The organism is Ruegeria sp., from assembly GCF_965199275.1.
GTDB lineage: Bacteria > Pseudomonadota > Alphaproteobacteria > Rhodobacterales > Rhodobacteraceae > Ruegeria.
Genome location: NZ_CBDAQX010000014.1, coordinates 89,459 through 116,011, shown reverse-complemented (window position 1 = coordinate 116,011; position 26,553 = coordinate 89,459). Strand labels below are relative to the sequence as shown.

The 26,553-nt window shown below is 59.1% G+C and carries 19 protein-coding genes and 1 pseudogene; 7 read left to right on the top strand and 13 right to left on the bottom strand.

The window, feature by feature from the left end; translation table 11 throughout:
• Positions 1 to 34: 34 nt before the first annotated feature.
• Positions 35 to 3,029: pseudogene (locus ACOERD_RS10420) on the bottom strand (ABC transporter transmembrane domain-containing protein).
• Between the two features lie 296 nt (positions 3,030 to 3,325).
• Positions 3,326 to 4,507, bottom strand: a complete 1,182-nt coding sequence (locus ACOERD_RS10415; RefSeq protein WP_419737631.1) for an ISNCY family transposase — start codon at positions 4,505 to 4,507, stop codon at positions 3,326 to 3,328.
• Between the two features lie 155 nt (positions 4,508 to 4,662).
• On the opposite strand from ACOERD_RS10415, the gene ACOERD_RS10410 reads away from it, so the two are divergent.
• Positions 4,663 to 5,052, top strand: a complete 390-nt coding sequence (locus tag ACOERD_RS10410; protein WP_419738984.1) for a DUF3307 domain-containing protein — start codon at positions 4,663 to 4,665, stop codon at positions 5,050 to 5,052.
• A 4-nt stretch (positions 5,053 to 5,056) separates the two neighbouring features.
• On the opposite strand, the gene ACOERD_RS10405 is transcribed toward ACOERD_RS10410, so the two are convergent.
• The 9 genes from ACOERD_RS10405 to ACOERD_RS10365 all read right to left on the bottom strand — a co-directional run bounded on the left by ACOERD_RS10405 (position 5,057) and on the right by ACOERD_RS10365 (position 14,403).
• Positions 5,057 to 5,248, bottom strand: coding sequence for a hypothetical protein (locus ACOERD_RS10405; RefSeq protein WP_419738983.1), 192 nt, complete (start codon positions 5,246 to 5,248; stop codon positions 5,057 to 5,059).
• Between the two features lie 145 nt (positions 5,249 to 5,393).
• A complete protein-coding gene (locus ACOERD_RS10400; RefSeq protein WP_419738982.1) occupies positions 5,394 to 5,954 on the bottom strand; it encodes a hypothetical protein in 561 nt (186 codons plus the stop codon).
• Positions 5,955 to 6,009: 55 nt separating this feature from the next.
• Entirely contained in the window at positions 6,010 to 7,314 is a 1,305-nt protein-coding gene (locus tag ACOERD_RS10395; RefSeq protein WP_419738981.1) for an NAD(P)/FAD-dependent oxidoreductase, read from the bottom strand.
• Positions 7,311 to 7,985, bottom strand: a complete 675-nt coding sequence (locus tag ACOERD_RS10390) for a TetR/AcrR family transcriptional regulator (protein ID WP_419738980.1) — start codon at positions 7,983 to 7,985, stop codon at positions 7,311 to 7,313. Before ACOERD_RS10390 ends, ACOERD_RS10395 begins: the two co-directional genes overlap by 4 nt.
• Entirely contained in the window at positions 7,986 to 9,539 is a 1,554-nt protein-coding gene (locus ACOERD_RS10385) for a trimethylamine methyltransferase family protein (RefSeq protein WP_419738979.1), read from the bottom strand.
• Entirely contained in the window at positions 9,539 to 11,941 is a 2,403-nt protein-coding gene (locus ACOERD_RS10380; protein ID WP_419738978.1) for a GcvT family protein, read from the bottom strand. The genes ACOERD_RS10385 and ACOERD_RS10380 overlap by 1 nt, the downstream gene beginning before the upstream one ends.
• 112 nt (positions 11,942 to 12,053) lie before the next feature.
• A complete protein-coding gene (locus ACOERD_RS10375; RefSeq protein ID WP_419738977.1) occupies positions 12,054 to 12,683 on the bottom strand; it encodes a glutathione S-transferase family protein in 630 nt (209 codons plus the stop codon).
• 20 nt (positions 12,684 to 12,703) lie between these two features.
• Positions 12,704 to 13,852 carry an acetate/propionate family kinase gene (locus ACOERD_RS10370; RefSeq protein ID WP_170377570.1) on the bottom strand — a complete coding sequence of 383 codons (1,149 nt, stop codon included), beginning with the start codon at positions 13,850 to 13,852 and terminating at the stop codon, positions 12,704 to 12,706.
• 53 nt (positions 13,853 to 13,905) lie between these two features.
• Positions 13,906 to 14,403 carry a class I SAM-dependent methyltransferase gene (locus ACOERD_RS10365; RefSeq protein ID WP_419739075.1) on the bottom strand — a complete coding sequence of 166 codons (498 nt, stop codon included), beginning with the start codon at positions 14,401 to 14,403 and terminating at the stop codon, positions 13,906 to 13,908.
• Between the two features lie 231 nt (positions 14,404 to 14,634).
• On the opposite strand from ACOERD_RS10365, the gene ACOERD_RS10360 reads away from it, so the two are divergent.
• Genes ACOERD_RS10360 through ACOERD_RS10340 form a run of 5 tightly spaced genes read left to right on the top strand, consistent with a single transcriptional unit; the run spans position 14,635 to position 21,844 of the window.
• Complete coding sequence (locus ACOERD_RS10360) at positions 14,635 to 16,407, top strand: ABC transporter ATP-binding protein (protein ID WP_170665945.1); 1,773 nt, start codon at positions 14,635 to 14,637, stop codon at positions 16,405 to 16,407.
• Entirely contained in the window at positions 16,400 to 18,310 is a 1,911-nt protein-coding gene (locus tag ACOERD_RS10355) for an ABC transporter substrate-binding protein (protein WP_419738976.1), read from the top strand. The genes ACOERD_RS10360 and ACOERD_RS10355 overlap by 8 nt, the downstream gene beginning before the upstream one ends.
• Positions 18,311 to 18,324: 14 nt before the next feature.
• Positions 18,325 to 19,353, top strand: a complete 1,029-nt coding sequence (locus ACOERD_RS10350; protein WP_419738975.1) for an ABC transporter permease — start codon at positions 18,325 to 18,327, stop codon at positions 19,351 to 19,353.
• On the top strand, positions 19,350 to 20,504 hold the full coding sequence (locus tag ACOERD_RS10345) for an ABC transporter permease (protein WP_419738974.1): 1,155 nt from the start codon (positions 19,350 to 19,352) through the stop codon (positions 20,502 to 20,504). The genes ACOERD_RS10350 and ACOERD_RS10345 overlap by 4 nt, the downstream gene beginning before the upstream one ends.
• The gene (locus tag ACOERD_RS10340) at positions 20,501 to 21,844 is read left to right on the top strand and encodes a CoA transferase (protein ID WP_419738973.1); all 1,344 of its coding nucleotides are present in this window, start codon (positions 20,501 to 20,503) and stop codon (positions 21,842 to 21,844) included. Before ACOERD_RS10345 ends, ACOERD_RS10340 begins: the two co-directional genes overlap by 4 nt.
• 138 nt (positions 21,845 to 21,982) lie before the next feature.
• Here ACOERD_RS10340 and ACOERD_RS10335 read toward each other — a convergent pair whose 3' ends face one another.
• Complete coding sequence (locus ACOERD_RS10335; protein WP_419738972.1) at positions 21,983 to 22,171, bottom strand: hypothetical protein; 189 nt, start codon at positions 22,169 to 22,171, stop codon at positions 21,983 to 21,985.
• Here ACOERD_RS10335 and ACOERD_RS10330 point away from each other — a divergent pair.
• Positions 22,164 to 23,906, top strand: coding sequence for an IS1634 family transposase (locus ACOERD_RS10330; RefSeq protein ID WP_419737624.1), 1,743 nt, complete (start codon positions 22,164 to 22,166; stop codon positions 23,904 to 23,906). The two genes, ACOERD_RS10335 and ACOERD_RS10330, sit on opposite strands and share 8 nt — an antisense overlap.
• A gap of 258 nt (positions 23,907 to 24,164) precedes the next feature.
• On the opposite strand, the gene ACOERD_RS10325 is transcribed toward ACOERD_RS10330, so the two are convergent.
• Positions 24,165 to 26,522: a mechanosensitive ion channel domain-containing protein gene (locus tag ACOERD_RS10325; RefSeq protein WP_419739074.1), complete on the bottom strand. Its 2,358-nt coding sequence runs from the start codon at positions 26,520 to 26,522 to the stop codon at positions 24,165 to 24,167.
• Positions 26,523 to 26,553 lie beyond the last annotated feature (31 nt).

Below are 26,553 nucleotides of genomic sequence, written 5' to 3'. Positions count from 1 at the left end.
CAGAGGAGCGTTCCGGGGTTAACCTGGAACGGCGCTAGTTCGAGACATATCCCGCAACCACCTGCAGCAGCTTGAACGCCGTCGCCGCGTCATTTTCCACCACGGCCAGGAATTCCTCTTCCCCGATGCGCAAGCAGGAAAGATCGGTTTCGGCCACCATGCTCAACGCGCGGGGCTCTTTGCGGATCAGGCCCAGCTCCCCAACCAATGCCCCGGGACCGACGCGTAGGATCAGCTCATCCGGCGTGCCCGATTTGGGCAGGTACAACCCTGCCTCGCCTTCGAGAACAACGTAGGCACCATCCGTGGGCTGGTCATCTTTGAGGAAGATCACCTGCCCGGCAGAGGCATCAAACCACCGCGCACCAAAGGCCAGCAGGCGCAACTGTCGCCGATCAAGGCCAGAAAACAGCGGCGTCTGCTCTAGGGCGCGCAGCTTGCGGGCCAAGTCGGCCGAGGCGGCACTATCCTCTTCCACATCCCCCGGTCCTTCATCCGTGACAACCCGACCTTGCCGGATCTCGACATACATGTCGAAGACATCGGGGTTTTGGAATTGATCGTTCAGATAGATGACCGTGGTCTCGGGCAGCAGCGCGCGCAGGTTTTTGTAGACCGCGACCTGCGTCTGCATGTCATAGCTGGCCAGCGCGTTTTCCAGGATCAGGATGTCGGGTTTCTTGATCGTCGCACGGGTGAACGCCAGGGGTTCGGCAAAAACTGCGGGCAGGTTCTGCCCACCGAGCGCGACCGGCACATCATAGATCAACTCAACCACCAACGGGCGCGCGCCGTGTTCGGCCAGAACGTCGACGATCAGCTTGCGCACCTCGTCCGAGCGCGCGCCGCCGATCTCGCTGACCTGCCGAACAGCGCGTTCTCCGTCACGGTCAGGCCGGGCGCGACGGCCTCAGGGTCCAGCGGCACGAAGACGTCCATCAACGGCCGCATCAGCTTTTCCGAGTGGCTGTGGCGCAGCTCCAGAATACGATCCTTTAACTCATCCGAAAAGGCCGGGCCGATCTGTTCAGCCGAGACGACCAGAGGCACCGCCAGCAATGTTGCCAGTTGTTCGTCGTCCAACCCCTCAGCGCCTTCCTTGCGGGTGCGCTCGACCAGTTCGACGGCTGTTTCATAGGTCTGCGCCTCAAGTCCCAACTTGCGGAACAGCGGGTGATCTGTTCCATCTAGGCCAAAGATCTGGCGCAGCATGTCGATCACATCACGGGTCAGCGCGATAAGAGTCTCGTCCAACCCCAGTTCGCGCAACTGACCCAGAAAGACTCTCTGCTGTGCCAACAGCGCTTGCGTGACCGGTACACGGGGCGTGGCAAAAAGAAGGTTCTCGGCCACGGGCAAGGCCGGGTTATAGGTGGACTTGTCGAAGATCAGCGCCTGCTGCTCAAGCCCTGCCTCTTCACCGCCTGCTGCACCAACGGTCGCAGCTTGACCAGTTTCTGCGCCAGTTCCGGATGCAGTGCAGCGTCGAAAACCTGCTCGGCCCCGCGCTGGAACAAGGCCGCGCCTGACCCCATTCCATCAATCAGTTGCAGCCACCAATCTCGCAGGGCATCCGCCGATTCCAGCCCAGCGAGAGACGGGTCCAGCCATTCGGCCTTGAAGGGGTCGGCGCTGTTGCCCGCCCGCAAGGTTTCGGCAAATCCGGGATCGTCGCCCCCCTCCGACAGGGGCTTGTAGCGAATCGGCATCATCACATTATCGCCCAGCGTTCCCTGAAACATCACCGGCCGCGATGACGCATAGCCGATCCGCGCGGCGACGACGCCCTGATGCAGTTCGGCCAGATTCTGCTCGCCAATGCGGACACGCCCAGCGCTCGGCAGGATTTCACGGGTCAGCAGCTCGGCAATGGCGCGGCGGTCTTCTTCGCTAGGCGCGGCGATGCCGATTGTCTTTCCATGCGGGAAGGTCAGGTTAAGATCGTCCAGGATCTGGTTTCCGTCCATATCGCGCACCGACACCCGATCCAGAGCGATGTCGCCATCAAGATGCGGGCGGGTCTTTGGCTCACCCTCAAACAGCTCCTCATCCTGCATTCCAGCCGGCGCAAACCGTTCGATCACCACATCCCAACGCAACGACATATCCTGCGTCTGGTTGTAGTAGGTCAGCAGTTCCTTCCACGGAGAGCTGAGATCTTTATACGCAGCCAACGCCGCCACCAGCGCGCCCAGCGAGACCGAGCCTTGGAGGACCAGCAGGCCGCCCACCAGATAAAACATGAACGGTGTCAGCTGTGAGATGAAGTTGTTTATGAACTTCATAAAGAACTTCTTCTGGTAGATCTCGAACCGGATCCCGAATAGCCGTCCCAGTTGATCCGAGATCATCGCCCGGCGATACCGCCAGCCCCCATTTGCGCGCAGTGTCGAGGCCCCAGCCGCGTTCTCGCCGATCTGGGCGGCAAGGATACGCACCTCCTGGATGCGCTTTTTGTTGAGAAGGTTGATCTGGCGCTGCAGCTTGGGAATCAACCAGGCCTGCACGGGGATCAGCGCCACCGCAGCCAGACCAAACCAAACGCTTTGCAGAAACAGAAACGACAGGATGGTGATCATCTGCCCCGCTTGTAAAACCGGCTGGCTGATCGCATCCCCCATCAACCCGCCCATCGGCTCGCTTTCGGCGGTGATCATCGAGACCATCTCACCCTGGCTGACCCGCTCGAAATAGGGTTGGGGAAAACGCAGGGCGCGGCTGATCAACTGATAGCGAAAGCGGCGCAACATACGCTCGCTCAGGACACCTTTCATGGTGTTGATACGCATTTTCATCAGGCCGTGGGCCAGCACCGCCGCCAAAAACGCAAAGCACAGAATGATCAGGAAATTCGTCTGCTGCAGGCTGTAGCCCCAAACTTGAACCACGCTGCTCGAGGCACCGATCGCGTCATTGATAATGCGTTTGGGCAGCTCAAGCGTCAGGTAAAGCAGCGGAAACAACGTCGAGGTCACGGCCAGCAGGATCAACTGGTCGCGCTTGGAGTATTTCCAGATGAAGCGGAAAATCGTGCGTTCTATGGAACCTGTCCCTGCTTTTGATCAATGATCCGGTTTCGAAACGATGCACGGAAAATTAACAGTCTGAATTTACAGTAATCTTGCTTTGCTAGGCAAATAGTTTCCGACAAAGTGCCAATCTTTGCGCATGTGTGAACTAGTTCATTGTCGAGAACATTCTGAATTGTCCGGTGTAGGTAACATGCCAATTGTCCGCTTCAGTTGATTGCGCGGTGGCCCAATTCGGAGGGAGCCGTAGGCGACCGTAGATTTGGGCCACCGCGTTCGCGCCACGTCGAAGCGGGTCACGCGACTTTGTGTTTGCTATCCTCCTGTGTGATGGGTGATCCGTCAGGCTGGTAGCGGCCAATGCATCTCGGGCCGTGGAAGATGACCAGTTGACCATCGGGGTATTCGTGGACCCTGACCTTCGCCTTGACGAAATGATGACGGTGCCTGTCTGCCGCGATCTGCATGACCAGGCCCTTGTAGCGCACCGTATTGTCGTTGCCGACGACGCGGTCTTCCTGCACACACAGGGTGTCGCGCACATTGCCTGTAAACGGCACGAAGGCCGAGGTCGTATCCTCCGGCTCCTTTGCAAACAGGGCATTGTGTTCGGGAAGATAGACCTCTTTCAGGAACTGATTGGCCTCTTCAATGGTTGTGATCCCATGGGACCGCAGTTCCTGCGGCAATCGGTTCTGGAACGTGCCAAACATGCGTTCAGACCGTCCACGGGCCTGCGGTGAATAGGCCGGGATCAGCTCAATGCCGAGTTGCTGCAAGGCGCGCCCGACCTGGGTCAGATTGTCCTTGTCCACTTTGCCGCCCGCTTCGGGCGTATGCCAGTAATGAGAGCCCCGATCGGCATAGAGCGAGCAAAACAGACCTTGCGCCTCGATCACCTCTGTCAGCCCCTGAAAACTGCTCATCGTCCCTTCTTCCTCGACAAAGAATGCCGAATAAACCCGGTTGGTGGCATCGTCCATGGTGACGATCAGATCCCACCACTGACCCGGAACCCATTCATGGCTGGAGCCGTCCTGATGCAACATCATGCCAACCATCGGACGGCGGGGCCGCTTGCGCCGATGGGCACCTCGTCGGGGTGCTGCCTGAACCCGGCCGTGGCGCTGCAGTGTAAGCCGCACCCAGTTGTAGCTCTGTGTGAAACCATGGTGGGCCACCAGCTTCTCGTGGAAATGCTTCGGCGTGTAATCCCAGTACTTGGTATCAAACAGTTCAAGCATCTCCATGACCTTATCCGTGGCAACACGATTGTTGGCCAGTTTGCCAAGCCGACGGTCGTACAGACCTTCTGCACCATCCGCCTCAAATCGATCCTCCCAACGCCTGACGGTGCGCACGGATACACCCAGTATCTCAGCCGCCTGTTCTTGCGTCAGCTTGTTCGCGCTTCGCCGCGAATACACATCTTCAAACTTCATCAGTCGAACTTCCTGTAACACTTCTGCTCGGTTCATAACGCCTCCTCTCAGAGACAGAATAGAACCGGACAGATCGCATGTTACATACACCGGACATATCGCGTGTTAGCGACAATGTGTGAACTAGTTCATTTGCCTACTCGCATTTTAGCGCCTAGAGTTCCCTTTAGGACGATATCGGGAGGATACGTTTGCCCGAAAGCTATGGTGCCGTGTTGCTGTTGCTCTGCTTGTTGCAGATCAAACATATGTTCGCGGACTTCTATCTACAGACGCCCAAGATGCTGACCGGGCGTGGCGAGTATTTTCATTTGGGACGCGCGCAACATGCAGGGGTGCATGTTGTGGGCTCGGCCCTTATTTTTTTGCTGTTTGGCGCGCCGATCAGCTTTGTCCTGATCATCTCGGCCCTGGAATGGATCATCCATTTCAACATTGATTTTGCCAAGGCCAGCTATTCCGACAAAAAAAAGCTACAGCCCAATCAGGCCGCATTCTGGCGGGCAACTGGTCTGGACCAGCTGATGCACAGCCTGACCTATATTGCGATGGCTTGGGCCTGGATCACTTTCGCCGTCTAAACCCTTAGGCAACGCGGTCCATTTGCGCGATCTGGTAGGCGGACACCCAAAGGCGGTCGACTGTATCCAACTCGTCAGGATCAAACTGCTGCTCGGATTCCCAATACCGCCCGGATGGCACATAATAGCCGAGGCGCGCTTCGGCCTCCAACGCGTCCTGCGCGCCAACGGTCGACGGCATTGGTGCGTCTTCCATCCGTGACGCGCGAAACGATGGAAAGAGCAGCCTGCTTTCACCCTCCGACAAGCGCACCATACGACAACCCTGAGCGGCAGCGAACACGCCCAATCTGGCCGACTTTGCCTCAAGCGACCGCAATGATATGTCGGCACGCAGCGGATCAGCGGTTCCATTGCCATAAAAGTGCGTTTTCCCCGACCCAGGATAGACCATATCGCAGCCGAAATAGGCAATCACCGACGGAGCAAGGGCGGACAGCGCCCAATAGCCTCAATCTGGCCGACTTTGCCTCAAGCGACCGCAATGATATGTCGGCACGCAGCGGATCAGCGGTTCCATTGCCATAAAAGTGCGTTTTCCCCGACCCAGGATAGACCATATCGCAGCCGAAATAGGCAATCACCGACGGAGCAAGGGCGGACAGCGCCCAATAGCCTGCGGTAAACGCCATGGTGCCTCCCGCATAGACAAAACCGCCATAGGCGTTTTGCCGAGGCACATAGTCTTCGGCTGTCGCGATCCTTTGGCCTTTTGTTAGGGCTGTGGGTCGGTTTTCCGGCGGAAAATCCTCAGGGTGGATTAGGATGTCCCAATCCGGACGAATACGCCATGCGTTGTTGATGGCCACGATATGCGTGAACGGCGTCCGATCCCAATCCCGGGCGGCCACCGCTGACGGCGCACTGCCAAGGATCAGAACTTTGTTTGGCGTCTGAGGCATCACATATCCGCTCCTTTTCGCGTTTACGTGATGTTAGGGCCAATTGTCGGGCTGACTACCCCAGGACGGAAAAACTGCTTTCTTCGTTGATCGGGCGGTTGCGCGAATAGAAACCGACATCAATCACGCGCTTGATGTAAGGCAGTTCGAACTGGAGCGGTTCGGCATCGTGATCTGTGCCGCCCTCGCAATAGTCGATCAGAGCAGTCATCATCTTGCCCGCAATCGGCGCGTTCTTGTATTGGTTCCCGCTGGTGCCGCAGGCCATGTAGAATCCCGGCAGGCTGGATTTATCGTAGATCGGAATCCAGTCAGTCGACGCATCATAGAGGTCCACCACGCCCCGCGTTTTGGACGGAATACCAAGGCTTGGCACCCGCTGCGCATAGCGCATCGCCTGCGTCGTCCACTGGTCTGTGAAATCGCGGTTATATGTCTTGTCATCCTCGCACCATTGATGCGGATCGCATTCGGGATCCTCGGACCCCACGAGTATATGATTCCCATGCTCAGGGCGGCAGTAGCAGGCGATGTCACTGTCCGAAACGATGGTACCGTTGTTTTCGAAATCGAATCCCTCAGGCGCCGGGACATGGACCACTTCCTGCCGCAGCGGGCGGGTTTCGATGGTCATGTCGTCTAGAACGCCCGCCATGCCGTTGACAATGGCCGATCCCGGCCCGGCCACGTTTACGACGACCTTGGCGCGAATTTCTTCACCCGAGGCGAGTTTGACACCAGCCGCGCGCCCATCCTCAATCAGGATTTCAACAATCTCAGCCCCAGTGCGCAACTCGGCCCCGTTCTGGATTGCCGCATCCATCAGGTTCTGCGCCGAAAGTGCCGGGTCGGTGACGTAGCCTGCCTGAGGCCAGAATACGCCGCCCTGCATCTTGCGCCCGTTCGGTTGTCCGAACTCCGGGTCGTCCATCCGGCGGGCGGGGGCGAAGCTTTCCAAAGAATAGACCGGCAGGCGTTCCGTGACCGTCTCGGGCGACCATTCCTCGAACGGGCAATCCAGATCCGCGCTATTTTGCATGTGCTTCTCAAGCATCCCGTTGGCGTCTGTTTTCATGACCAGGCACCCGGTCTCGCGGAACTGCGCCAGATTGGCATCTGCGGGCAGGCCCAGATACTCGGCCCAATCGCGCCAATAATGGTAGCCCTCCCACGCGAAAGCCGTGCCATCGAACGTTGAATAGTGCATGCGGATGATCGCGCAGGACCCTGCGGTCGAGCCATGGCCGACCTGCGTATTGCGGTCCAGCGAAAGGGTTCTCCATCCGGCCTTGGCCATCTCGAACGCGATGGCCGCGCCAATGACGCCTGTCCCGATTATGATTGCATCTGGTTGGCTCATTCTGTCTTTCCTTCCCAAAAGCGCTTGGAATAAGCGCGAAATTCTTCAATTTCCTCGTCCCGAGGCTGAACCCCTGTGAAAGCATGCAAGTAGTGAGGCACCAACGAAAGCCGCGTTTCCATCGGCTCGTTCAGCTGCGCCAGATCATACCCGATCTGCATGTAGTAAAGGACGCGCGCCCGGGTTTCGGCCTCAATGTCCGAATAGCCAAACCGCGCAAACATCGCGTGCAGCGCCTTGAGGCGTCGTGCATCGGATTGATCCAGGGCATTGCGCACCTTGCCCGATTTGCGAGCCCAGTCCCGAATGGCAAAATCAAGTGCCGTGTCGAACAAATCCGTGTTCACCACGCATCGCTGCACGTTGCAGACCGCGCTGGTAATTGTCTCGGCCGGGGCCTCAGCCTGCGCGATCAACGCCGCCGTATTGGTCGCCTGCCACCGCGCCAGCAACGCATCCAGAAGCTCCTGCCGCGATTTGAAGTACCAGTAGAAAGACGAGCGGGACACGGCCATGCGCTCGGCCAGGTTCATGACCTTGATCTGATCCACCCCGTCCGAGATCAGCACGTCCATCGCCACATTCAGCCAGTCATCCCGCGTGACTTTGATATTTCCGACCAAAGGCTCGGCCTTGGGGTCATCGCGGTGCAGGATCGGTTTGGTGCTCATTCAACTCTCCGGCGGAGCGCCGCCTTCGGCAGTTCGCTTCGCGATGAAATCGTGCAAGGCCCCGAGCCGATCGCTATCGCCAGCGGGCGGTTTGAAATCATTCAGGATACCTTTCCAAACACCTGTTGCACGTTGATTGGCATCGACAGATCCACGCTCGGTCCAGGTGCCGAAATTGGCGTAGTCGTGAACATGAGGCTGGTAGAATTCGGTATTGTAGCGCTCCATCGTCTGGGACGAGGCAAAGAAATGCCCGCTGGGGTCAACCTCACTCAGCGCGGTGTCAAAGCCGATTTCGGCCTGTCCGGCCTGCGCACCGGCACACAGTTCAGCTACCATGTTCAATACTTCGGCGTCGCAGATCATTTTCTCAAACGACACGCTCAGCCCGCCTTCGAGCCAGCCTGCCGAGTGGATGATCACCGTCGCCCCGGCCATCAAACAGCCCCAAAGGCCAAACTGGTTCTCATTCGCGGCCTGTACATCGTTGATGTTCGAGGCCGACCCGGCCGCCGACCGCCATGGCAGGCCCAGGAACCGTGCCAGTTGGCCCGCAGCCAAAGACGCCTGGAAATGCGAGGGCGTCCCAAAGGCCGGAGCGCCGGATTTCATATCGACGTTGCTGGTGAAGGTTCCATAGCAGACCGGCGCGCCCGGGTTCGTCAATTGCGTCAGGGTCACGGCCGCCAGAGCCTCGGCATGGGAAAGCGTGATGGCCCCCGCGACCGTGATCGGGGCCATCGCCCCCATCAGGGTAAATGGCGTGACGATCGACATCTGACCATGGTGCGCAAAATCGATCAGCCCTTGCGCCATCGGGATATCCAGTGTTCGCGGACTGTTGGTGTTGATGATCGTATAGCAATGCGCGTTGCCGCGGAATTCATCATCCGAAAGCCCGCGTGCGATAGACAGCATCTCGAAACTGTCCAAAACCTGAGGGGTGCCGCGCGAGAAGAAGAAGGGGAACTTATCCGTCAACTCCATCTGCGCCTGCGTTGTGAAATAGTGGCGCAAGTGGGTCGGCACATCCTGCGGCTCGACCTGAGGCGAGATCATCTGGAAGACATCGAAGTGATGCGTCAGCTTCAGGAACTCGATGTAGTCCTGACCCGACGCCGGTCGCCTGCCCCGTTCCAAATCGGTTGCGTTCGGGGCACCTGCACCCGGTTGAAACACGAGCGAACCCAATTCCAGCGTAAAATCGCGGTCCCGCGCCCCTGCGCGACAGGCGATGGATTTTGGGGCCGAGGCCACGGCGGCCTCAACCAAATCACGCCCGATAAAGACCATTTGAGTATCTTCATCCACACGCGCACCTGCCTTAGCAAAGATGCGGCGGGCTTCGGGCAGAAGCACTTTCACCCCAAGTTCCTGCAAGACGCGCAGCGCCGTCTCGTGCATGTCCGCGATCTGATCTTCGGGGAACACCTCCATCTGCGGAAATGGGTTGCGCAGCTGGCGGTAGTTCACATCGCGCGAGGGAGGAGGGGCGGCATCTGCACCCCGCCCGCGCCGTCGCCGACCACGCTCGGATGTTTGTGAGATCACCATCAGCCCCTCATCGCCTTGCCCTGCGGATCGTAAGGAGACGGCGCAACCACGCGCGCAGGCCGTTCCACACCAACCACATGCACGGTCAGTTCCGTCCCCGGCTCGGCCTTGTCTCGATTGATCAGTGCCATCGCCAGAGACTTGCCCGTGTAGTGGCCGTAGCCGCCCGAGGTGACAAAGCCGACGCGTTCGCCATTGGACCAGATCGGCTCATACCCGCTGGCGTCGGCATCCACGGCATCGACCTCAAGCGTCACCTGAAGCTGCGCCGGGCCATTGCCATCACGCTCGGCCAAGGCGGCGTCTTTCCCGACGAAATCCTTGTCCCAGTCGATCCAACGATCCATTCCGGTCATGCCCGGCGTGTAGGCTTGGGTGAATTCAGCGGACCAAATGCCGAAACTCTTCTCCAACCGGGTTGAGAGCATGGCGTTGAACCCGCATTCGCGGATGCCTTCGTCAGCCCCTGCCTCCAACAGCATCCGGCGCAGTTTGATGTGATCGCCGTAACGGCAGTTGATCTCATAGCCCTTTTCGCCGGTTACCGACATGCGGGCGACGCGGGCGCGGACCAGACCGATATCGAAATCTCCACAACCCATGAATTTCAGGCCCGAGATATCCTGTTCCGCCAGCTTCTCAACCACCGCCTGCGATTTCGGGCCGACCACGGCAAAGCCGCAGTATTCCTCGCCCAGATCACGGACAGTCACGCCTTCCATCATGTGGTCGTCGAACCAGCGCATGTGCCACGCACGAAGGTAGTAACTGCCCATGATCCACCATGTTCCGTCACCCCAGTTCAGCACGGTCAGGTCGCCTTTGAGCCGCCCCGTCTCACCCAGCATTGGCGCCAGCTTGGCGCGCCCCGGTCCCGGCAGTTTCGAGGCCATGACCTTGTCCAGCCAGGCCTGCGCATTCGGACCCGTCACCTCGAACCGCGAAAAGCCCGAGATGTCCAACAGGCCAACCCCTTCGCGGAGCGTCTTGCATTCCTCCGCCACGATGTCATGGGCGTTCGACCGTTTGAGAGTTGGTGTTTCCTCGAACCCTTTCGGCGCAAAATAGAGTGGCACTTCCAGGTCCCAGCTGACCCCCCATTTGCAACCTGCTTCGGTCATTGCGTCATGCGCCGGGGCCATTTTCAGCGGGCGGCCAGCAGGCAGTTGCTCGTTTGGATAGGTCATCACAAACCGGCGGGAATAAAACTGACCGGTGGTTTCGCGGATGTAGCGTTTGTTCTGAGCAAAATCGCCGTAGCGCGCGACATCCATTGGCCATGCGTCTGCCTCGGGCTCGCCATGGATCATCCATTCTGCCAGCGTTTTGCCAACACCGCCACCTTGCAGGAAGCCCGCCATCACAGCACAGGCCGACCAATAGCCACGCTTGCCCGGCACTGGCCCGACCAGAGGGTTGCCGTCGGGCGAGAAGGTAAACGCGCCATTGACCCATGTCTTGATGCCCACATTCTGGATCGAAGGATAGCGCTCAAAACCCAGCGTCAGTTCGTTCTCGATGCGGTCAAGCTGCTCTTGAAACAGTTCCTCGCCATAGTTCCAAGGCGCCCCGTCCATGGCCCAGTGCTCGTGGTCGACCTCGTAGATCCCGACCAGAACGCCCTTCTGATCCTGCCGCATGTAGGTGAAACCTTCGAGGTCGACGGTCATCGGCATCTCGAACTCGGCCTCGGCAACCTCGGGGACTGTGTCAGTGATCAGGTAATGGTGTTTAAGCGGTGAGACCGGCAGCTCCACTCCGGCCATCCGTCCCACTTGCTTCGCCCAAAGGCCCGCCGCGTTCACAACATGCTCGCAAGTGATTGTGCCCTTGTCGGTCACGACCTGCCACCCATCGGCAGTCTGCGTCAGGCTCTCAACCTTGGTTTCCTCATAGTATTCCGCGCCACGCTTCCTTGCCGCCGTCGCGTAGGCCTGCACCGTGCCGGTCGTGTCAATATAGCCCTCGCAATCCGCCCACATCGCGCCCAACACGCCATCAGTGGACATGATCGGGCAGCGCCTCTGCGCCTCTTCCGGGGTCAGAAGTTCGCAATCATCGATGCCGATGGATTGGAAGATGCGGTAGTTTGCCTGCAACCATTCCCAGCGTTCAGGGGTGCCCGCCAGCGTCAAACCGCCAGTCATGTGCAAGCCGATATTCTGGCCGGATTCCTTTTCGATCTCACTGAGCAGGTCGATGGTGTAGGCCTGCAAGGACGCCATATTCGGATCCGCGTTCAACGCGTGAATACCACCCGCCGCGTGCCAGGATGACCCCGAGGCCAGCCTCCGCCGCTCCAACATGACGACGTCCGACCAGCCAAACTTGGCCAGATGATACAAGACCGAGGCCCCAACGACCCCGCCCCCAATGACCACAACGCGATACTGAGATTTCATCCTGCCCTCCGCTGCACGACTCGGGTGAAACGCTAGAGGCACTGTTCACTTCTGTCTAGACATTTCTGTACAGTGTCGAGCGCAAGCTTAATTCAGCCAATTCAGGAGCCTTTTAAAGGCTGGCGGTGGGCCGGGATTTAATCCTGTCGAACCAGGCTTGGGTCGCGGTATTTGCTTCCGGGATACGCATTTTGATCACACGAGCGAAATCGACAAAGACGAACCCGGTTATATCGGCGAGGGTAAAGTCCTCGCCCGCCATAAACGGGCTGTCCTGCAAATGGTCTTCGAGCAAATCGAAGAACGCCCCCACCCTGTCGCGGCCCCGTTGCGCAAGCTCGGGGATCTGCGGATAGTTCTCAGGTCCCGGAATGGGGCGGTCCTTGAAGGCTGGGTGACCGTTGCGTAGGGCCTCAGCAATCGGCATGCCGCCTTGCTGCTCGGCGATTGCGTTCCACATCAGAACACGGCCCTTTTCATCCGGCGTCTTGCCCATCAACGGGGGTTCCGGGCTCTGCGCCTCGAGATAGGCAGCAATCCCAAGGTTCTCGGTCAGAACCGTGCCTTCATCGGTCACCAGCACAGGGATCGTGGCCCGAGGGTTAACGGCGCGAAAAGCATCGCTCAACTGCTCTCCCTCCGCGATCGAGATTTGCCGAGTTTCGATCTCCAAGCCTTTTTCGGCAATGAACATACGCGCGCGGCGCGGGTTCGGAGCGGTGGCGCAGTCGTAAAAGATCATCCGTTTTCCCTCTATCGTGTTTAGCTCAAAGCCTTGCCGACCGCCCGCGCGATCACCCGTTCTTCGTCGGTCGGGATCACGAGCACGGGTATACCGCCATCTGATATCACCGTCGCATTTTGGGCGTTGGCCTCGGCGTCCAGATGGATGTTGAGAAATCCCATCCCATCCAGCACGCTCTGGCGAATAGGTGCAGCGTTCTCACCAATGCCGCCGCAGAACACCACCGCATCCACGCCACCCAAAACAGCCGCCATCGCACCCAGCTCCCGCCTGATCCGGAAGACATAATAGTCTATCGCCTCACGCGCGCGGGGATCATCGCTTTCCAGCAATGTGCGCATATCGTGGCTGATCTCGCTGAGGCCTAGCAGGCCACTTTTCTTGTAGAGGATATGCGTGATCGCTTCGGCAGAGTGACCTTGCTCCATCAGATAGAGCAACACACCGGGATCAAGCTGACCGCAACGGGTCCCCATCGGCAGCCCATCAAGCGCGGAAAAACCCATGGTTGAGCCGATACTCTTGCCATTGGCCACAGCGCACATAGACGCCCCGTTGCCCAGATGCGCGATAACCACCCGGCCTGCGGCCAGATCCGGGAAATCCTCAGCCATCTTGCCGGTAATGTAGTCGTAGGACAGCCCATGGAATCCATAGCGCCGAACGCCTTTTTCATAAAAGCGGCGCGGGATGGCGAAGGCATCGTTTACAAACGGATGGCCGACATGAAAAGAGGTGTCAAAACACCCAATCTGTTGCGCACCCGGGAAAGCCGTTCGCGCAGCGCGGACGGCCGCCAGATTATGGGGCTGATGCAGCGGGGCCAGTGACGAGAGCGTTTCAAGTTGGGCCAGCACGTGATCATCCAGAACCGTGGGCCCTTCGAAGGTCTGTCCGCCGTGGACAATACGGTGGCCTACACCGACAATTAGATCCGATTGAAGCAGAGGCTCGATGTTCTGCAAGATCGCCGTGACGCCGGCCGCGTGGTCAGCAGGCCCGATCTCACGTGTCTCATGAAACCCGTCGCCGTTGATTTGCAATTGGGCGACCGGCCCCAGATTGTCCACCTGCCCGTGCCACAGCAATTCGGGTTCAGCGTCGGCCTGGTAAACTCCGAATTTGATGGTCGAACTTCCCGCGTTCAGCGTCAGGATGGCCTGCATTGCGTTCCTCCGGTTTGCTTAACCTTTTGGTGGACCCGGGCGCGCCTAAGGCGTCACCGCCGGTAGATAAAACAGCGCCCCTCGACCGCGCCCTCGGGCAAGGGCAATTCAGTCAGCGCATTGAAATACATTCGATCACTGGAAACCATCAGGCCACCCGGTGCCAGAAGCGGTTCAATCAAAGGCGAAACAAACCGCGCGAAGGCGTCGTTCTTTTCGCGATTGTGCCCACCCAGATCCGCATGAATCAGGCTGGCCGTCGCGCCAAACCGATCCACAGAGGCTGGCAGAGTGTCCCGCACATCGCCCAAAATCACCCGACCCTCGGGCGGGGTAGAGTCGGGATGTGAAGCCACCGCGCGTTCGAACACAAAAACCGGGCGGTCCTGGATATACTGGATCATGTGGTGGTAGGTTCGACCGTTACCCAGGCCCAGTTCGAACACCGGCCCGGACATGCCTTTTGTCTGCTCGATTGCAAAATCAAGGCAGGCGCGCTGCGACACCATGCGGTCAATAAACAGATCAAGTCGGCTTTGGTTTTCGGACACAGGGGATTCTCTCTTTGATACACAACGCCAGCTTAAATGGTGCTGGTCACGAACTTGATGGCAAAAACTCAACTGTTTGTGTAGTTGTAGAGGCGAAAGTTTCACATTCCCGCGACATTTCAGCCTAAGAACGGGTTTGACGAGTCGGGTGAAACCGCGCGACAGTAAGTCAAAAAACGGGGAGAATAAAAAGCCGATGCTCATCTACGGCCAAACGGGTGGAAAACCCGAATGACTGCGTTGTTGTCTGTCAGAGATCTCAGCATCGGTTTCGGCACGGCGGACTCAGTCGTGCGAGACGTGAATTTCGATGTGGAGGCTGGACAGACACTTGCTTTGGTGGGTGAGTCGGGCTCGGGCAAAACAATCTCCTGCCGGGCCGTGTTGCGCATCCTGCCGCGCGTGGCGCAGATTCGCAGCGGCTCGATTATTCTGAACGATTCCAAGGGTAAGGCCGATCTGACGCAAATCAACGAGCGGGAGATGCGCAGCATTCGCGGCAACCGCGTCTCGATGATCTTTCAGGAGCCGATGCGATCTTTGTCGCCACTGCACAAGATCGGCAATCAGGTCAGCGAGGTCCTCTGGCTGCATCGCGGCGCGTCCGAGGCGCAAGCCCGTAAGGAAGTCCTGACCCAGTTTGAACGCGTGGGCTTTCCAGATCCCCAGCGGGCCTATGACTCCTATCCGTTTGAGCTGTCGGGAGGTATGCGCCAGCGCGCCATGATCGCCATGGCGATGGTGTCCAAACCCGAACTGCTGATTGCCGACGAGCCGACCACTGCGCTGGATGTAACCACACAGGCTCAGGTTTTGGGGCTGATCAAGGAACTTCAGCGCGAAACCGGGATGGCGCTGATCCTTGTTACGCACGATCTGGGCGTAGTTGCGAATATGGCCGAGCAGGTCGTCGTTATGCACAAGGGTCGCGTGATGGAGGCAGGCCCCGCCGCCCCCATCCTCACCGCCCCCGCGCATCCCTACACCAAACAGCTGTTCGATGCGGCCCCGGCCATTCCGGATCAGGACGCCGTAGGCATTCCGATGCCTGACGAGGACCTGATCCTGCATATTAAAGGGGTCTCCAAAACCTATACGATGCGCTCCAGCAAGGGCTGGCAGGCCGACAAACAGATCCATGCCTGTCGCAGCGTCGACCTGAAGCTTGCACGTGGCAAGACACTGGCGATTGTCGGCGAAAGCGGCTCTGGCAAAACCACCGCCGCCCGGATTGCCCTTGGCGCTGAACTGCCCGATCCTGGCGGAGAGGTTCTGTTCTGCACAGCCCAAAGCGAAGAACCGATCCCGGTCCACCAGATGACCCGCGCCCAGCGCACCGCGTTTCAACGCAAGGCGCAGATGGTGTTTCAGGATCCCTACAGCTCACTCAGTCCACGGATGCGCATTCAGGACGCAATGACTGAGCCACTGGAAATTCACCGTATCGGTTCGGTCTCGGAGCAACGCGACAAGGCGGCCGAGATGCTGCAACGCGTGGGGCTGAACTCGGATATGCTGAAACGCTATCCGCATGCGTTTTCCGGCGGGCAGAGGCAGCGCCTTTCTATCGCGCGCGCCATGATGCTGGACCCGCAATTGATTGTCTGTGATGAGCCGACCTCGGCACTGGATGTATCCGTTCAGGAACAAATCCTGACACTTTTGGAAAACCTGCAGGACAGCCTGAACCTGTCCTATTTCTTCATCTCTCACGACCTTGCCGTAGTCGCCCGTATCGCTGACGAAGTCGCCGTGATGCGTCGGGGGCTGATTGTCGAACAAGCCCCGCCCGAAACACTCTTCTACAATCCGCGCCATCCTTACACCAAGGCGTTGATTGCCGCTCAACCAGAACCCGACATTAACCGCCCGATTGACCTGCAAATGGTCTCTCTGGGTGCCGGCGCGCCGGACAGTTGGGATGAGGCCTTTCGTTTCTCGGACACCGTGATACCTTCGCTGGTGGAATTGGAACCGGGCCATAAGGTACGTTGCCATGTTTAAGACCACTCGCCCTTTGATCCTGGCCGCCACTCTGGCATTTGGCTGGACGCTGCCTGCACTGGCCGATGTGCCGGTCCCGCAAGAGAGCAGCTTTTGGTCGGCTGAGGTGAATGCGGGCGATCTGCCGCCGGTTTCGGAACGCCTCCCCAAAGACCCTCTAGTAGTGGATCTGGCCGCAAAGGGCCGTGAATTCGGCACACCGGGCGGCACGATGCGGACCATGGTGACCCGGTCCAAGGATATTCGCCAGATGGTCGTCTACGGTTACGCCCGGTTGGTTGGGTTTGACGGAAATTACAAAATCGTGCCCGACATTTTGGCCTCGTTCGAAAATGACGGGAACCGCAAGTTCACGCTGCATTTACGCGAAGGACATAAGTGGTCAGATGGCTCACCGTTTACGTCCGAAGATTTCCGGTACTGGTGGGAAGATGTCGCCAATAACGAATTGCTCAGCCCCTCTGGACCTCCTGATTTTCTGATCGTCGAGGGCAAGGCCCCAACCGTCTCTTTCCCGGATGAGACGACAGTGATCTACGAATGGGATGATCCGAACCCGGATTTCCTGCAAACGCTGGCACAGGCCCGTCCGCCCTTCATCTACCGCCCATCGGCCTTTCTGAAACAATATCACGAAAACTATGTTGATCCTGAGGATCTGGCCGCGCAGGTCGATGATGCCCGCGTCAAAAGCTGGGCGGCCCTGCACAACAAACTCGACAACCTCTACAAGTTCGACAACCACAAGCTGCCCACGCTTCAGCCCTGGCTGAACGCAAGCTCGGGCAAGAAAATCCGCCACAACTTCGTCCGCAATCCGTTCTACCACCGCATCGACTCCAAAGGGGTGCAACTGCCCTATATCGACGTGGTCGAGATGGAGATTGTGGCCCCCGGGCTGGTAGCCGCAAAGACCAATGCGGGCGAGACCGACCTGCAGGGGCGTGGTCTGGCGTTTCGGGATGCCTCGATCTTGAAAAAGGGTGAGGCGGTTGGCAACTACAAGACATTGCTCTGGAAGACTGGTGTCGCCTCGCAAATCGCAATCTATCCGAACCTGAACTACGCCGATGAGGTTTGGCGGGACGTTATGCGAGACGTGCGCGTGCGCCGCGCCCTGTCTTTGGGGATTGATCGCAAGACGATCAACCAGGCGCTCTATTTCAAACTGGCAAAACCGGGCGCTATGGCGGTTCTCCCCGCCTCACCCTTCTACAGCGAGGAAAACGCGCAGGCCTGGGCCCAATATGACCCCGATCTGGCGAACGCCCTGCTGGACGAGGCTGGGCTGAACGAGCGCGACAAGAACGGCATTCGCCTGCTGCCCGATGGCCGCCCGATGGAGTTAATCATCGAAACCGCTGGTGAGCGGCAGGAGGTCGAAAACGCCCTGCAGATCGTCACTGATACATGGCGCGAGATTGGCGTCGATCTGGTGATGCGCCCGTTGGATCGCGATATCCTGCGCAACCGGGTTTTTGCAGGCAACACCATGGCCTCGGTCTGGTTTGGATGGGATGACGGGCTGCCCCAAATCCACACCTCGCCTGCCTATCTGGCCCCGACGGATCAGGTGTTTCTCGCCTGGCCAAAATGGGGACAGTATTATCAGACCGGCGGCGAAGTGGGTGAGGCCCCCGACATGCCCGAGGCTGAGCGCCTGATGACTTTGGTCCATGACTGGGAGACTGCCACAACGGATGAACAGCGCGCTGCCGTCTGGACCGAGATGTTGGAAATCCACGCTGACCAGCTATACGCGATCGGCATTTTGAACGGCGCACCGCAGCCCATTGTCGTATCGAACCGTTTGCGCAATGTCCCCGAGCAGGCCATGTGGGCGTGGGAACCCGGCGCGCATTTCGGCGTCCATCGCCCGGATGAGTTCTTTTTGGTCGACTGAGCAGGAGCAGCTAAATGATCATGCTGCGCTATGCGGTCTATCGCTTCTTCACGATGCTGCTGACACTGTTGGTGGTCTCGGTTCTGATATTTGTCATCCTCAACCTGCCGCCCGGCGACTATCTGAGCAATCAGATCGCCGAGCTTCAGGCCTCAGGCCAGTCCGCCGGTGTCGCCAAGGCCGAGTTTCTGCGGGCAGAATACGCCTTGGATCGTCCCATGTGGGAGCAATACCTGATCTGGATGGGCTTCTGGCCCGGCCCCCACGGCTTCGAAGGTCTCCTGCAAGGTAATTACGGCTGGTCGTTTGAGTTCGACCGTCCCGTCTCGGATATCGTGGGTGATACGCTTTGGCTGACGGTTGTGGTCAATCTGGCCGCGATCCTGTTCGTTTACGCCGTCGCCCTACCCTTGGGCGTGATCGCCGCTGCGCGGTCGCGAACGTGGATCGACTATACCTCCGCCTTTGTCGGCTATCTGGGTCTGGCCACGCCGAACTTTTTGCTGGCGCTGATCCTGTTCTACTACGGTCATCAGTATTTCAACCTGCCCATCGGCGGCCTGATGGACCCGAAATTCGAAGGCGAACCGATGAGTTGGGACAAGCTGAAATCCATCCTTGTCCACCTGATCGTGCCGACCTTCGTCATCGGCACCTCGGGCGCGTCTGCGATGATGCAGCGCCTGCGCGCGAACATGCTGGACGAGCTGGGCAAACCCTATGTCGAGACAGCCGTTGCCAAGGGCATGGCCCCGTCGCGGATGCTGACCAAGTATCCGTTGCGCGTGGCCTTCAACCCATTCGTCGCTGACATCGGGAACCTGTTGCCCTCAATGGTGTCCGGCTCGGTTCTGGTATCGGTCGTGTTGGGCCTGCAGACGATCGGGCCAACCTTGCTGACGGCACTGAAGACGCAGGACCAGTTCCTGTCGGCGTTCATCTTGATGTTCGTGGCCCTGCTGACCCTGATCGGCACCATGATCTCGGACATCCTGCTGGTCATGCTCGACCCGCGCATTCGGTATGAGGGGCGAGACGCATGACCCAACGCCCTGATGATCGCTATGTCGATGACGAACCGTTCGACCCGCAGGCGTCGGTCCAACAGCTTGAGCGTGCCGATCTGGACGCCCCGAACTGGGTGCTGGTCTGGCGCAAGTTCCGCACGCACAAGCTGGGCCTGATCTCGGGCGTCTTCCTGCTGCTGTGCTACCTGATGCTGCCCTTTGCTGGCTTCATCGCACCTTATGGCCCCAATGACCGGAACGGAGAGCACCTCTACGCCCCGCCCCAATCGATCAACTGGTTCCACGAGGGCGAGTTCATCGGGCCCTATGTCTACCCCATCACCGCCGAGGCGGATCTTGAAACCTTCCAGTGGAAGTTCATTCCAGACACCGAGGATCCTCGTCCGATCAAGTTCTTCTGTGAAGGGTCCGAGTATCGCTTGGCAGGGTTCATCCCCTCTGACACGCATCTGTTCTGTGCCCCTGATGGCGCGACGCTGTTCCTATGTGGCTCGGACCGACTGGGCCGCGATATCTTCAGCCGCATCCTCTATGGCGCGCAGCTGTCGCTGACCGTGGGCCTGATTGGCATCTCGGTGTCGTTCTTCCTTGGTATCCTGTTCGGGTCGATGGCCGGCTATTTCGGAGGGCGCATCGACTGGACCATTAACCGCGTGATCGAAGTCCTGCGGTCCCTACCCGAACTGCCGCTCTGGCTTGCCTTATCCGCCGCTGTGCCCTCGAACTGGAGCCCCGTCGCGGTCTTCTTCATCATCTCGATCATCCTCGGCATCCTCGACTGGCCCGGCCTCGCGAGGTCCGTCCGCGCCAAATTCCTATCCCTGAGAGAGGAAGAATACGTCCGCGCGGCAGAGATGATGGGCGCAAGTTCTGGCCGGGTGATCCGCAAGCACCTGTTGCCGAACTTCATGTCTCACCTTATCGCGTCGGCCACACTTTCGATTCCCGCAATGATCCTGGGTGAAACCGCGCTGTCCTTCCTCGGCCTCGGCCTGCGTGCGCCTGCGGTAAGTTGGGGCGTGATGCTGAACGACGCGCAGAACCTCGCCTCGATCGAGATTTACCCGTGGACGGCCATTCCGATGCTTCCCATCATCGTCGTCGTTCTGGCCTTCAACTTCCTTGGCGATGGGTTGCGCGACAGTCTGGACCCCTATCAGCAATGAGCCTGCTGTCCTCTCTACCGGCGGCCGACAGCTATCGCACCACCGGCGAGGGAACCCTGCCCAGCGCCTTTGCGGTCTCCGAACTGGCAACCGCCAGTTTCGCCGCCGTCGGTCAGGAGTTGGCCCGATACATGGCCGCCGCAAACCTGTCACCAACCGCGCCAGAGGTCACGGTGGATCACCGCCTCGCTTCGCTCTGGTATCGCTATTCCTTCAAGCCCGATGGTTGGGAAATGCCTGACCTGTGGGACGCCATCGCAGGCGACTACCGCGCGTCTGACGGCTGGATCAGGCTACATACCAACTTGCCCCACCACCGCGCTGCCGCCCTCAGGGTATTGGGTACTGAAGCAGACCGGGACGCAGTCTCGCAGGTCCTACGAAGCTGGGCTATCGCTGACCTCGAAAGCGCTGTTGTAGCCGAGGGCGGCGTCGCAGCCGCCATGCGCAGCCGCGTCGAATGGCTGGACCACCCCCAAGGTCGCGCCGTCAGCCGAGACCCGTTGATCAGTTGGCAGAACCCACGTCGGATCACTCTGCGAGATCGTCCGGCTGCAAAAGCCGAACGCCCGCTTGCCGGCCTACGCGTCCTAGACCTGACCCGCGTTCTGGCGGGTCCCGTCTCAACCCGCACATTGGCCGGATTCGGCGCGGATGTGCTGCGCGTCGACCCTCCGGGCTGGGATGAGCCGGGCGTTATTCCCGACATCTCACTGGGCAAACGCTGCGCCTATCTGGACCTGAAATCAACCGAGGGCCTGACCCACCTGCAAGACCTGTTGTCACAAGCAGATGTATTCATCCACGGGTACCGCCCCGGCGCGCTTGAGGCTCTCGGGCTTAGTAAAGCAAAGCGTGACGAACTGGCCCCCAACCGGGTCGAGGTCACTCTGGACGCCTATGGCTGGCAAGGCCCTTGGGCCACACGCAGAGGTTTCGACAGCCTGGTTCAGATGAGCGCGGGTATTGCCCATGCGGGGATGGAATGGGCCAACGCCGACAAACCCACCCCGCTGCCAGTCCAGGCTTTGGACCATGCGACCGGATACCTGATGGCAGCCGCAGTTCTTTCTGCACTGGCCGAGGCAGCCTCGGGAAATTCAATCATGCACGCCCATCTATCTTTGGCGCGCACCGCCGAGTTGCTGGCCATTCTTGGCAAAACCGAAACGAGGCAAGTTCCGATAACGGCCAACCAAACCGACTATAGCGAAAAGACCGAACATTCCGGATGGGGACCCGGCCACCGCCTCAAACCCGCACTGACCGTCGGTCAGTCACAGATGAGGTGGGACTTGCCCGCCCCACAACTAGGCACCTCCAACCCAACCTGGCCCTGATGCGCCAACCGCCGCGCGGCACGCGCGGCCCGGCCCAACGCTTTGGAAGGCGTCTCGTCAGAGACGCAGCCCAAAGAGGCGGGAGAACCGCCTTAGCGGTCGTCGCCGCCCGGCCCGATATCGTCCAGATAGTCCTCGTCAATCGCGGCCTGCACCGCTCCAGTGACTGCCTCGCGCTGTTTCCTGACTTCCGACCTTTTTGTTGATCTGACTGGGTTTTTGGTTTGTTTTCAGGTGTGGTTGCTCAGAGGCGCGTTGTAGTGCCCCATTATTATAAAAAGTATTGACATGGGCCTTCAGATGGCTAACCTCTTCGCCCATGTTCATCCGCACCAAACATGACGCAAAGCTCAACCGCACACGGATCCAGATCGTTGAATCCGTCCGCACCGGCTCCAAGGTACGCCAGAAGATCCTGCGCCATGTGGGTGTGGCCCATAACGACAGCGAGATTGAGGATATCAAGCGTCTGGCGGGCCGCTTGATGGAGCAATTACGCATTGATCGCTCGCCGCAAATGGAACTGTTCACGCCCACGGAATATGCCGATCTGCAGGCGCTGGTGCGCCGCGCTCCGCGGCCGGACAAGCTTGGCGTTGATCTTGCCGAGTGCCGTGAGGAGGCGCGGGTCTCTCTGGGTCTGCGGGATGTCATGGGGACGATGTATGACCAACTGGGTTGGGGGGCCCTTCTGGGGGCGGCGCGTAAAAGTGCCAATCGCATTGTGAAAGAGCTGGTTATGGCGCGGATCGCACAGCCCGAGAGCAAGCGCGCGACCGTGGAGGCGTTGGAGAACCAGGCAGGCATCACGCTCAATCTGGACGTGGTCTATCGGAGCATGGATTACATCAATACGCCGGTGATAGACGGGATTTGCAAAACCTCTCACGCGGCGGCAGAGAAGTTGCTGGGCGGGCCAGTGACCGTGCTGTTCTACGATTGCACGACCCTGGCCTTTGACACCGAGCGCGAGGACCCGGCCGAGGATGCGGACGGGGTCGAGCAGGATCATCTTCTGGCCAAGGGCTTCAGCAAGGATGGCAAGCATCACCGCGCTCAGGTCATGCTGGCGCTGATCGTCACCTCCGATGGGCTGCCTGTGGGCTATGAACTCTTCCCGGGAAACACCTGGGAAGGTCATACGCTGGAAGCTGCGCTGAAGGCGTTGGAGGGACGCTTCGACGTGGCCAGGGTCACGTTCGTGGCCGATGCCGCCATGCTCAGCAAGGACAACCAGCAGATGTTGCAGAACAAGGGTCTGCCCTACATCCTCGGCTATCGCATGAAGTCCGCCCCGGCCGCCGTGAAGGCGAACATTTTGAGCCCGGAGGGACGCCAGCCTTGGGCTGGACACGGTTCTGAAGAGGCAACCGAGAAGGGCTGGTACAAGGTGATCGACCAGGAGGGAGCGCGGGTCATTGTGACCTGGTCACCCACCCGGGCACGCAATGATGCCCACAAGCGCGACAAGGCAATCGAAAAGCTGCACAAGAAGCTCAAGCGCTCTCGCAAACCCGGCAGCTTCAGCAGCCGGGGATATGGCCGCTTCCTGGCCTTCCCCGACAGCGGGGACGTCACGCTGGATGATGCAAAGATCAAGGCAGCGGCACAATGGGACGGGCTGCATGCCATTGTTGTTCATGGTGCGGACGAACTGGAGGCACAGGACGTCATTGCCCGCTATCACCAGTTGTGGGAGATCGAAGCCTGCTTCCGCACCAACAAGCACGATCTGAAAATCCGGCCCATCTATCACTGGTCGCCGCGTCGGGTCCGGGCCCATATCGCCATCTGCTACATGGCCTTCTGCTGCCTGCAGCACCTGCGCAAGCATCTGGACCTGCTCGGACACCCGATGAGCCCGGCTCGTATCCGCAACGAGTTGAACGCATTGCAGCTCTCGATCCTGCGCCACAAAGGCACCCCTGACCGCTACGGCATGCCAAGCCATGCCACGGTCGATGCCAGACGCATCCTCACCTGCGTCGGCCTGACCTGGAACGAAGCCCCTTTCAAGATACCCCCCGGGCGCACCCGAAAAACTGGCCAGACCAAAGCCTGAGCTCCCTCAACACTCCGAAACAATCGCTGGCGAAAAAAGTCCGTGTAGTGCCTTTTGGCAACCAAGGCATAATAATATCAATGACTTATACGAAAAAATGTCGGAAGTCAGGAGGTGGGACTTGCCCGCCCCACAACTAGGCACCTCCAACCCAACCTGGCCCTGATGCGCCAACCGCCGCGCGGCACGCGCGGCCCGGCCCAACGCTTTGGAAGGCGTCTCGTCAGAGACGCAGCCCAAAGAGGCGGGAGAACCGCCTTAGCGGTCGTCGCCGCCCGGCCCGATATCGTCCAGATAGTCCTCGTCAATCGCGGCCTGCACCGCTCCAGTGACTGCCTCGCGCTGTTTAGGTGTCAGGTCTTCGGCTTCTTTACCATCAGCTAGGCGAACGGTCACTTCACGATGGGCGAACTTGATGCCTTCGCGAGCAAATAGCTCTCGGATATCCTGATACACCTTCTTGCGCACCAGCCACTGATCGCCCGGCTTGGTCATGAACTTGACCCGGATGATCATTGCCGAATCCTGCATCTCGATCACGCCCTGAGACTTCAGGGGCTGGATGAAGTTGTCTCCGACCACTGGATCGCTCAGCAACTCCTGACCCAGTTTCTTGATCAGTTTCCGCACCTTCTCGACATCCGTGTCATAGGTCACGCGCAGAGGTAGCTTCATGATCACCCAGTCGCGCGAATAGTTGGTCAGAACCTTGATCTCCCCAAAGGGGATAGTGTTCAGCGCCCCCAGATGGTGGCGCAGTTGGAACGAGCGGACCGAGATTTTCTCGACCGTTCCCTTCACATCCCCAATGTCGATGTATTCCCCTTTGCGGAACGCATCATCCAACAGGAAGAAGGCGCCCGAGAAGATGTCGCGCACCAAGGTCTGCGACCCGAACCCGACAGCCAGACCAACCACACCGGCACCTGCGAACAGAGGGCTGACGTTGATGCCCAGCTCCATCAGTACGATCAGCACAATCGTCACGACAACGACCGCCAGGATCGCCCCGCGGAACAAAGGCAGCAAGGTGGCCAAGCGGCTCTGACCGCCTTCGCCACCTTCATCGCCCAACTCGGCCTCGGAGCCATCATCAGACTCTTCGGCGATTTTGCTGTCAATCCAGATGCGGAAAAAATTGAACAGGATGTAACCGATGAACAGGATCACCATCACGTCCAACGCGCGCCCGATCGGCAGATCCTCGCTCCAGCTGGCGTCGGGGTTCCAGATTACCACCAGCGCATAGCTGCCTACGACAAAGGCCAGAATGCCAGCCACTCGGCGGGCCAGGTCCTCATAGGTCAGAATGGCGTGCTTGCGTTGTACAGCCTCGGGCGAGGGTGCCTCTGCCTCGATCTCTGTCTCGGCGTTGATCTGTTCGATCTTGCGGTTGCGATCGAAATAGCGCTCCAGCAGGTAGTTCATCGCGCCATAGGCCACGACAACCGACATGAAGATCGCATAGCTGCTGGCAACAATCGGGACCGAGTTTTCATTCTCAAGCACCAGATCCACTGCCAGCTTCGACCAGCTGAACACGATGTACAGGATCAGCACCGGAGCCCAAGCAAATGAGATGAAGCGCAGAATCCACGAGACTTGAGACGGTGCCCGCCCGCCCCGGATCGCATTTGAAATGGCCCCGGCATTGAACAGGATCATCAGAATATTCAAGAAGGCCCCGAACAGGGTCAAGCACCCGTAGACCAAGGCGTAGACGTTGTAGTTCAGACCAAAATCCGCCACCCAGGTCGAAAACAGAACGACCGATACATCATAGGTCGCCACCGCCGATGCCCAGATATACAGCCGCTTGGCGTGGCGGTCGGAAAAGGGCGGCAAGCGATACTGGCTTAGGTAAGGTGACAGCACCATTCGCCACAGGTCCGAGATCGTGCGGGACAGGAAAAAGGCCGTGAAGATCGCGGTCACGGTAAACTGGATCGAGATATCTTCGGCCTCGCCAAAGAACAGATAGCCCACGATCAATGCCATCAACATGGCAAAGATCGTGCCGCCGATCCCCATCACGAAGCGGTACACGAGAAATGGCATCTTCTCGCGATAGCCCTGCGGGTTCTCCTTGATCCGCGCCACGACCCAGCGCTTGGCGATCCGTTTGCCATAGATCTCGGTTGAGAGCCACCGCCCCAACAGCAGGAAGAGGATGTTCCAGCCCAGAACCTCGACATAGGTCTGGATACGGCCATCTGGGCTGGTCTGACGCAGGATATACTCCACTTCGAACACCGAATAGGGCAGTGCCTCAAGGCGTGATTGGACCGATTCACGGAACTTGGTGAATCGCGCCTGTGTCCGCATCAGTTGCGAGGCCTCGGCCATGGGGTCAACCTCAGCCGATTCCGCTTCGGGCTGCTCACCCGCGGTGGAGACCAGATTGCCCGAACTATCGATGACGATAACACTGGCACCAGCCTCGGTGGCGGTGCGGATCGCGTCGGCGAGATCACTTTCGTTGGTTGCAGTCTCTTCCGTTGCGGAACCCGAGCCATAGCCCGGTATCAGCGCGGTCTGCGCTGCCACACTGGCTGGAAACGCCAACAACAGAGCCCAAAATGCCAATAGCGTCGCGGCCAGAAAGTTCGGTTTCATAGGGTCTTGCATCCAATTTCTTCACTGGCGC

Bases quoted from the DNA above. Each gene is read 5' to 3' on its own strand.
- ACOERD_RS10415 (WP_419737631.1), bottom strand. From the start codon at position 4,507: ATGAACCGAGCAGAAGTGTTACAGGAAGTTCGACTGATGAAGTTTGAA.
- ACOERD_RS10405 (WP_419738983.1), bottom strand. From the start codon at position 5,248: ATGGAAGACGCACCAATGCCGTCGACCGTTGGCGCGCAGGACGCGTTG.
- ACOERD_RS10400 (WP_419738982.1), bottom strand. From the start codon at position 5,954: ATGCCTCAGACGCCAAACAAAGTTCTGATCCTTGGCAGTGCGCCGTCA.
- ACOERD_RS10395 (WP_419738981.1), bottom strand. From the start codon at position 7,314: ATGAGCCAACCAGATGCAATCATAATCGGGACAGGCGTCATTGGCGCG.
- ACOERD_RS10390 (WP_419738980.1), bottom strand. From the start codon at position 7,985: ATGAGCACCAAACCGATCCTGCACCGCGATGACCCCAAGGCCGAGCCT.
- ACOERD_RS10385 (WP_419738979.1), bottom strand. From the start codon at position 9,539: ATGGTGATCTCACAAACATCCGAGCGTGGTCGGCGACGGCGCGGGCGG.
- ACOERD_RS10380 (WP_419738978.1), bottom strand. From the start codon at position 11,941: ATGAAATCTCAGTATCGCGTTGTGGTCATTGGGGGCGGGGTCGTTGGG.
- ACOERD_RS10375 (WP_419738977.1), bottom strand. From the start codon at position 12,683: ATGATCTTTTACGACTGCGCCACCGCTCCGAACCCGCGCCGCGCGCGT.
- ACOERD_RS10370 (WP_170377570.1), bottom strand. From the start codon at position 13,852: ATGCAGGCCATCCTGACGCTGAACGCGGGAAGTTCGACCATCAAATTC.
- ACOERD_RS10360 (WP_170665945.1), top strand. From the start codon at position 14,635: ATGACTGCGTTGTTGTCTGTCAGAGATCTCAGCATCGGTTTCGGCACG.
- ACOERD_RS10355 (WP_419738976.1), top strand. From the start codon at position 16,400: ATGTTTAAGACCACTCGCCCTTTGATCCTGGCCGCCACTCTGGCATTT.
- ACOERD_RS10350 (WP_419738975.1), top strand. From the start codon at position 18,325: ATGATCATGCTGCGCTATGCGGTCTATCGCTTCTTCACGATGCTGCTG.
- ACOERD_RS10345 (WP_419738974.1), top strand. From the start codon at position 19,350: ATGACCCAACGCCCTGATGATCGCTATGTCGATGACGAACCGTTCGAC.
- ACOERD_RS10340 (WP_419738973.1), top strand. From the start codon at position 20,501: ATGAGCCTGCTGTCCTCTCTACCGGCGGCCGACAGCTATCGCACCACC.
- ACOERD_RS10330 (WP_419737624.1), top strand. From the start codon at position 22,164: ATGTTCATCCGCACCAAACATGACGCAAAGCTCAACCGCACACGGATC.
- ACOERD_RS10335 (WP_419738972.1), bottom strand. From the start codon at position 22,171: ATGAACATGGGCGAAGAGGTTAGCCATCTGAAGGCCCATGTCAATACT.
- ACOERD_RS10325 (WP_419739074.1), bottom strand. From the start codon at position 26,522: ATGAAACCGAACTTTCTGGCCGCGACGCTATTGGCATTTTGGGCTCTG.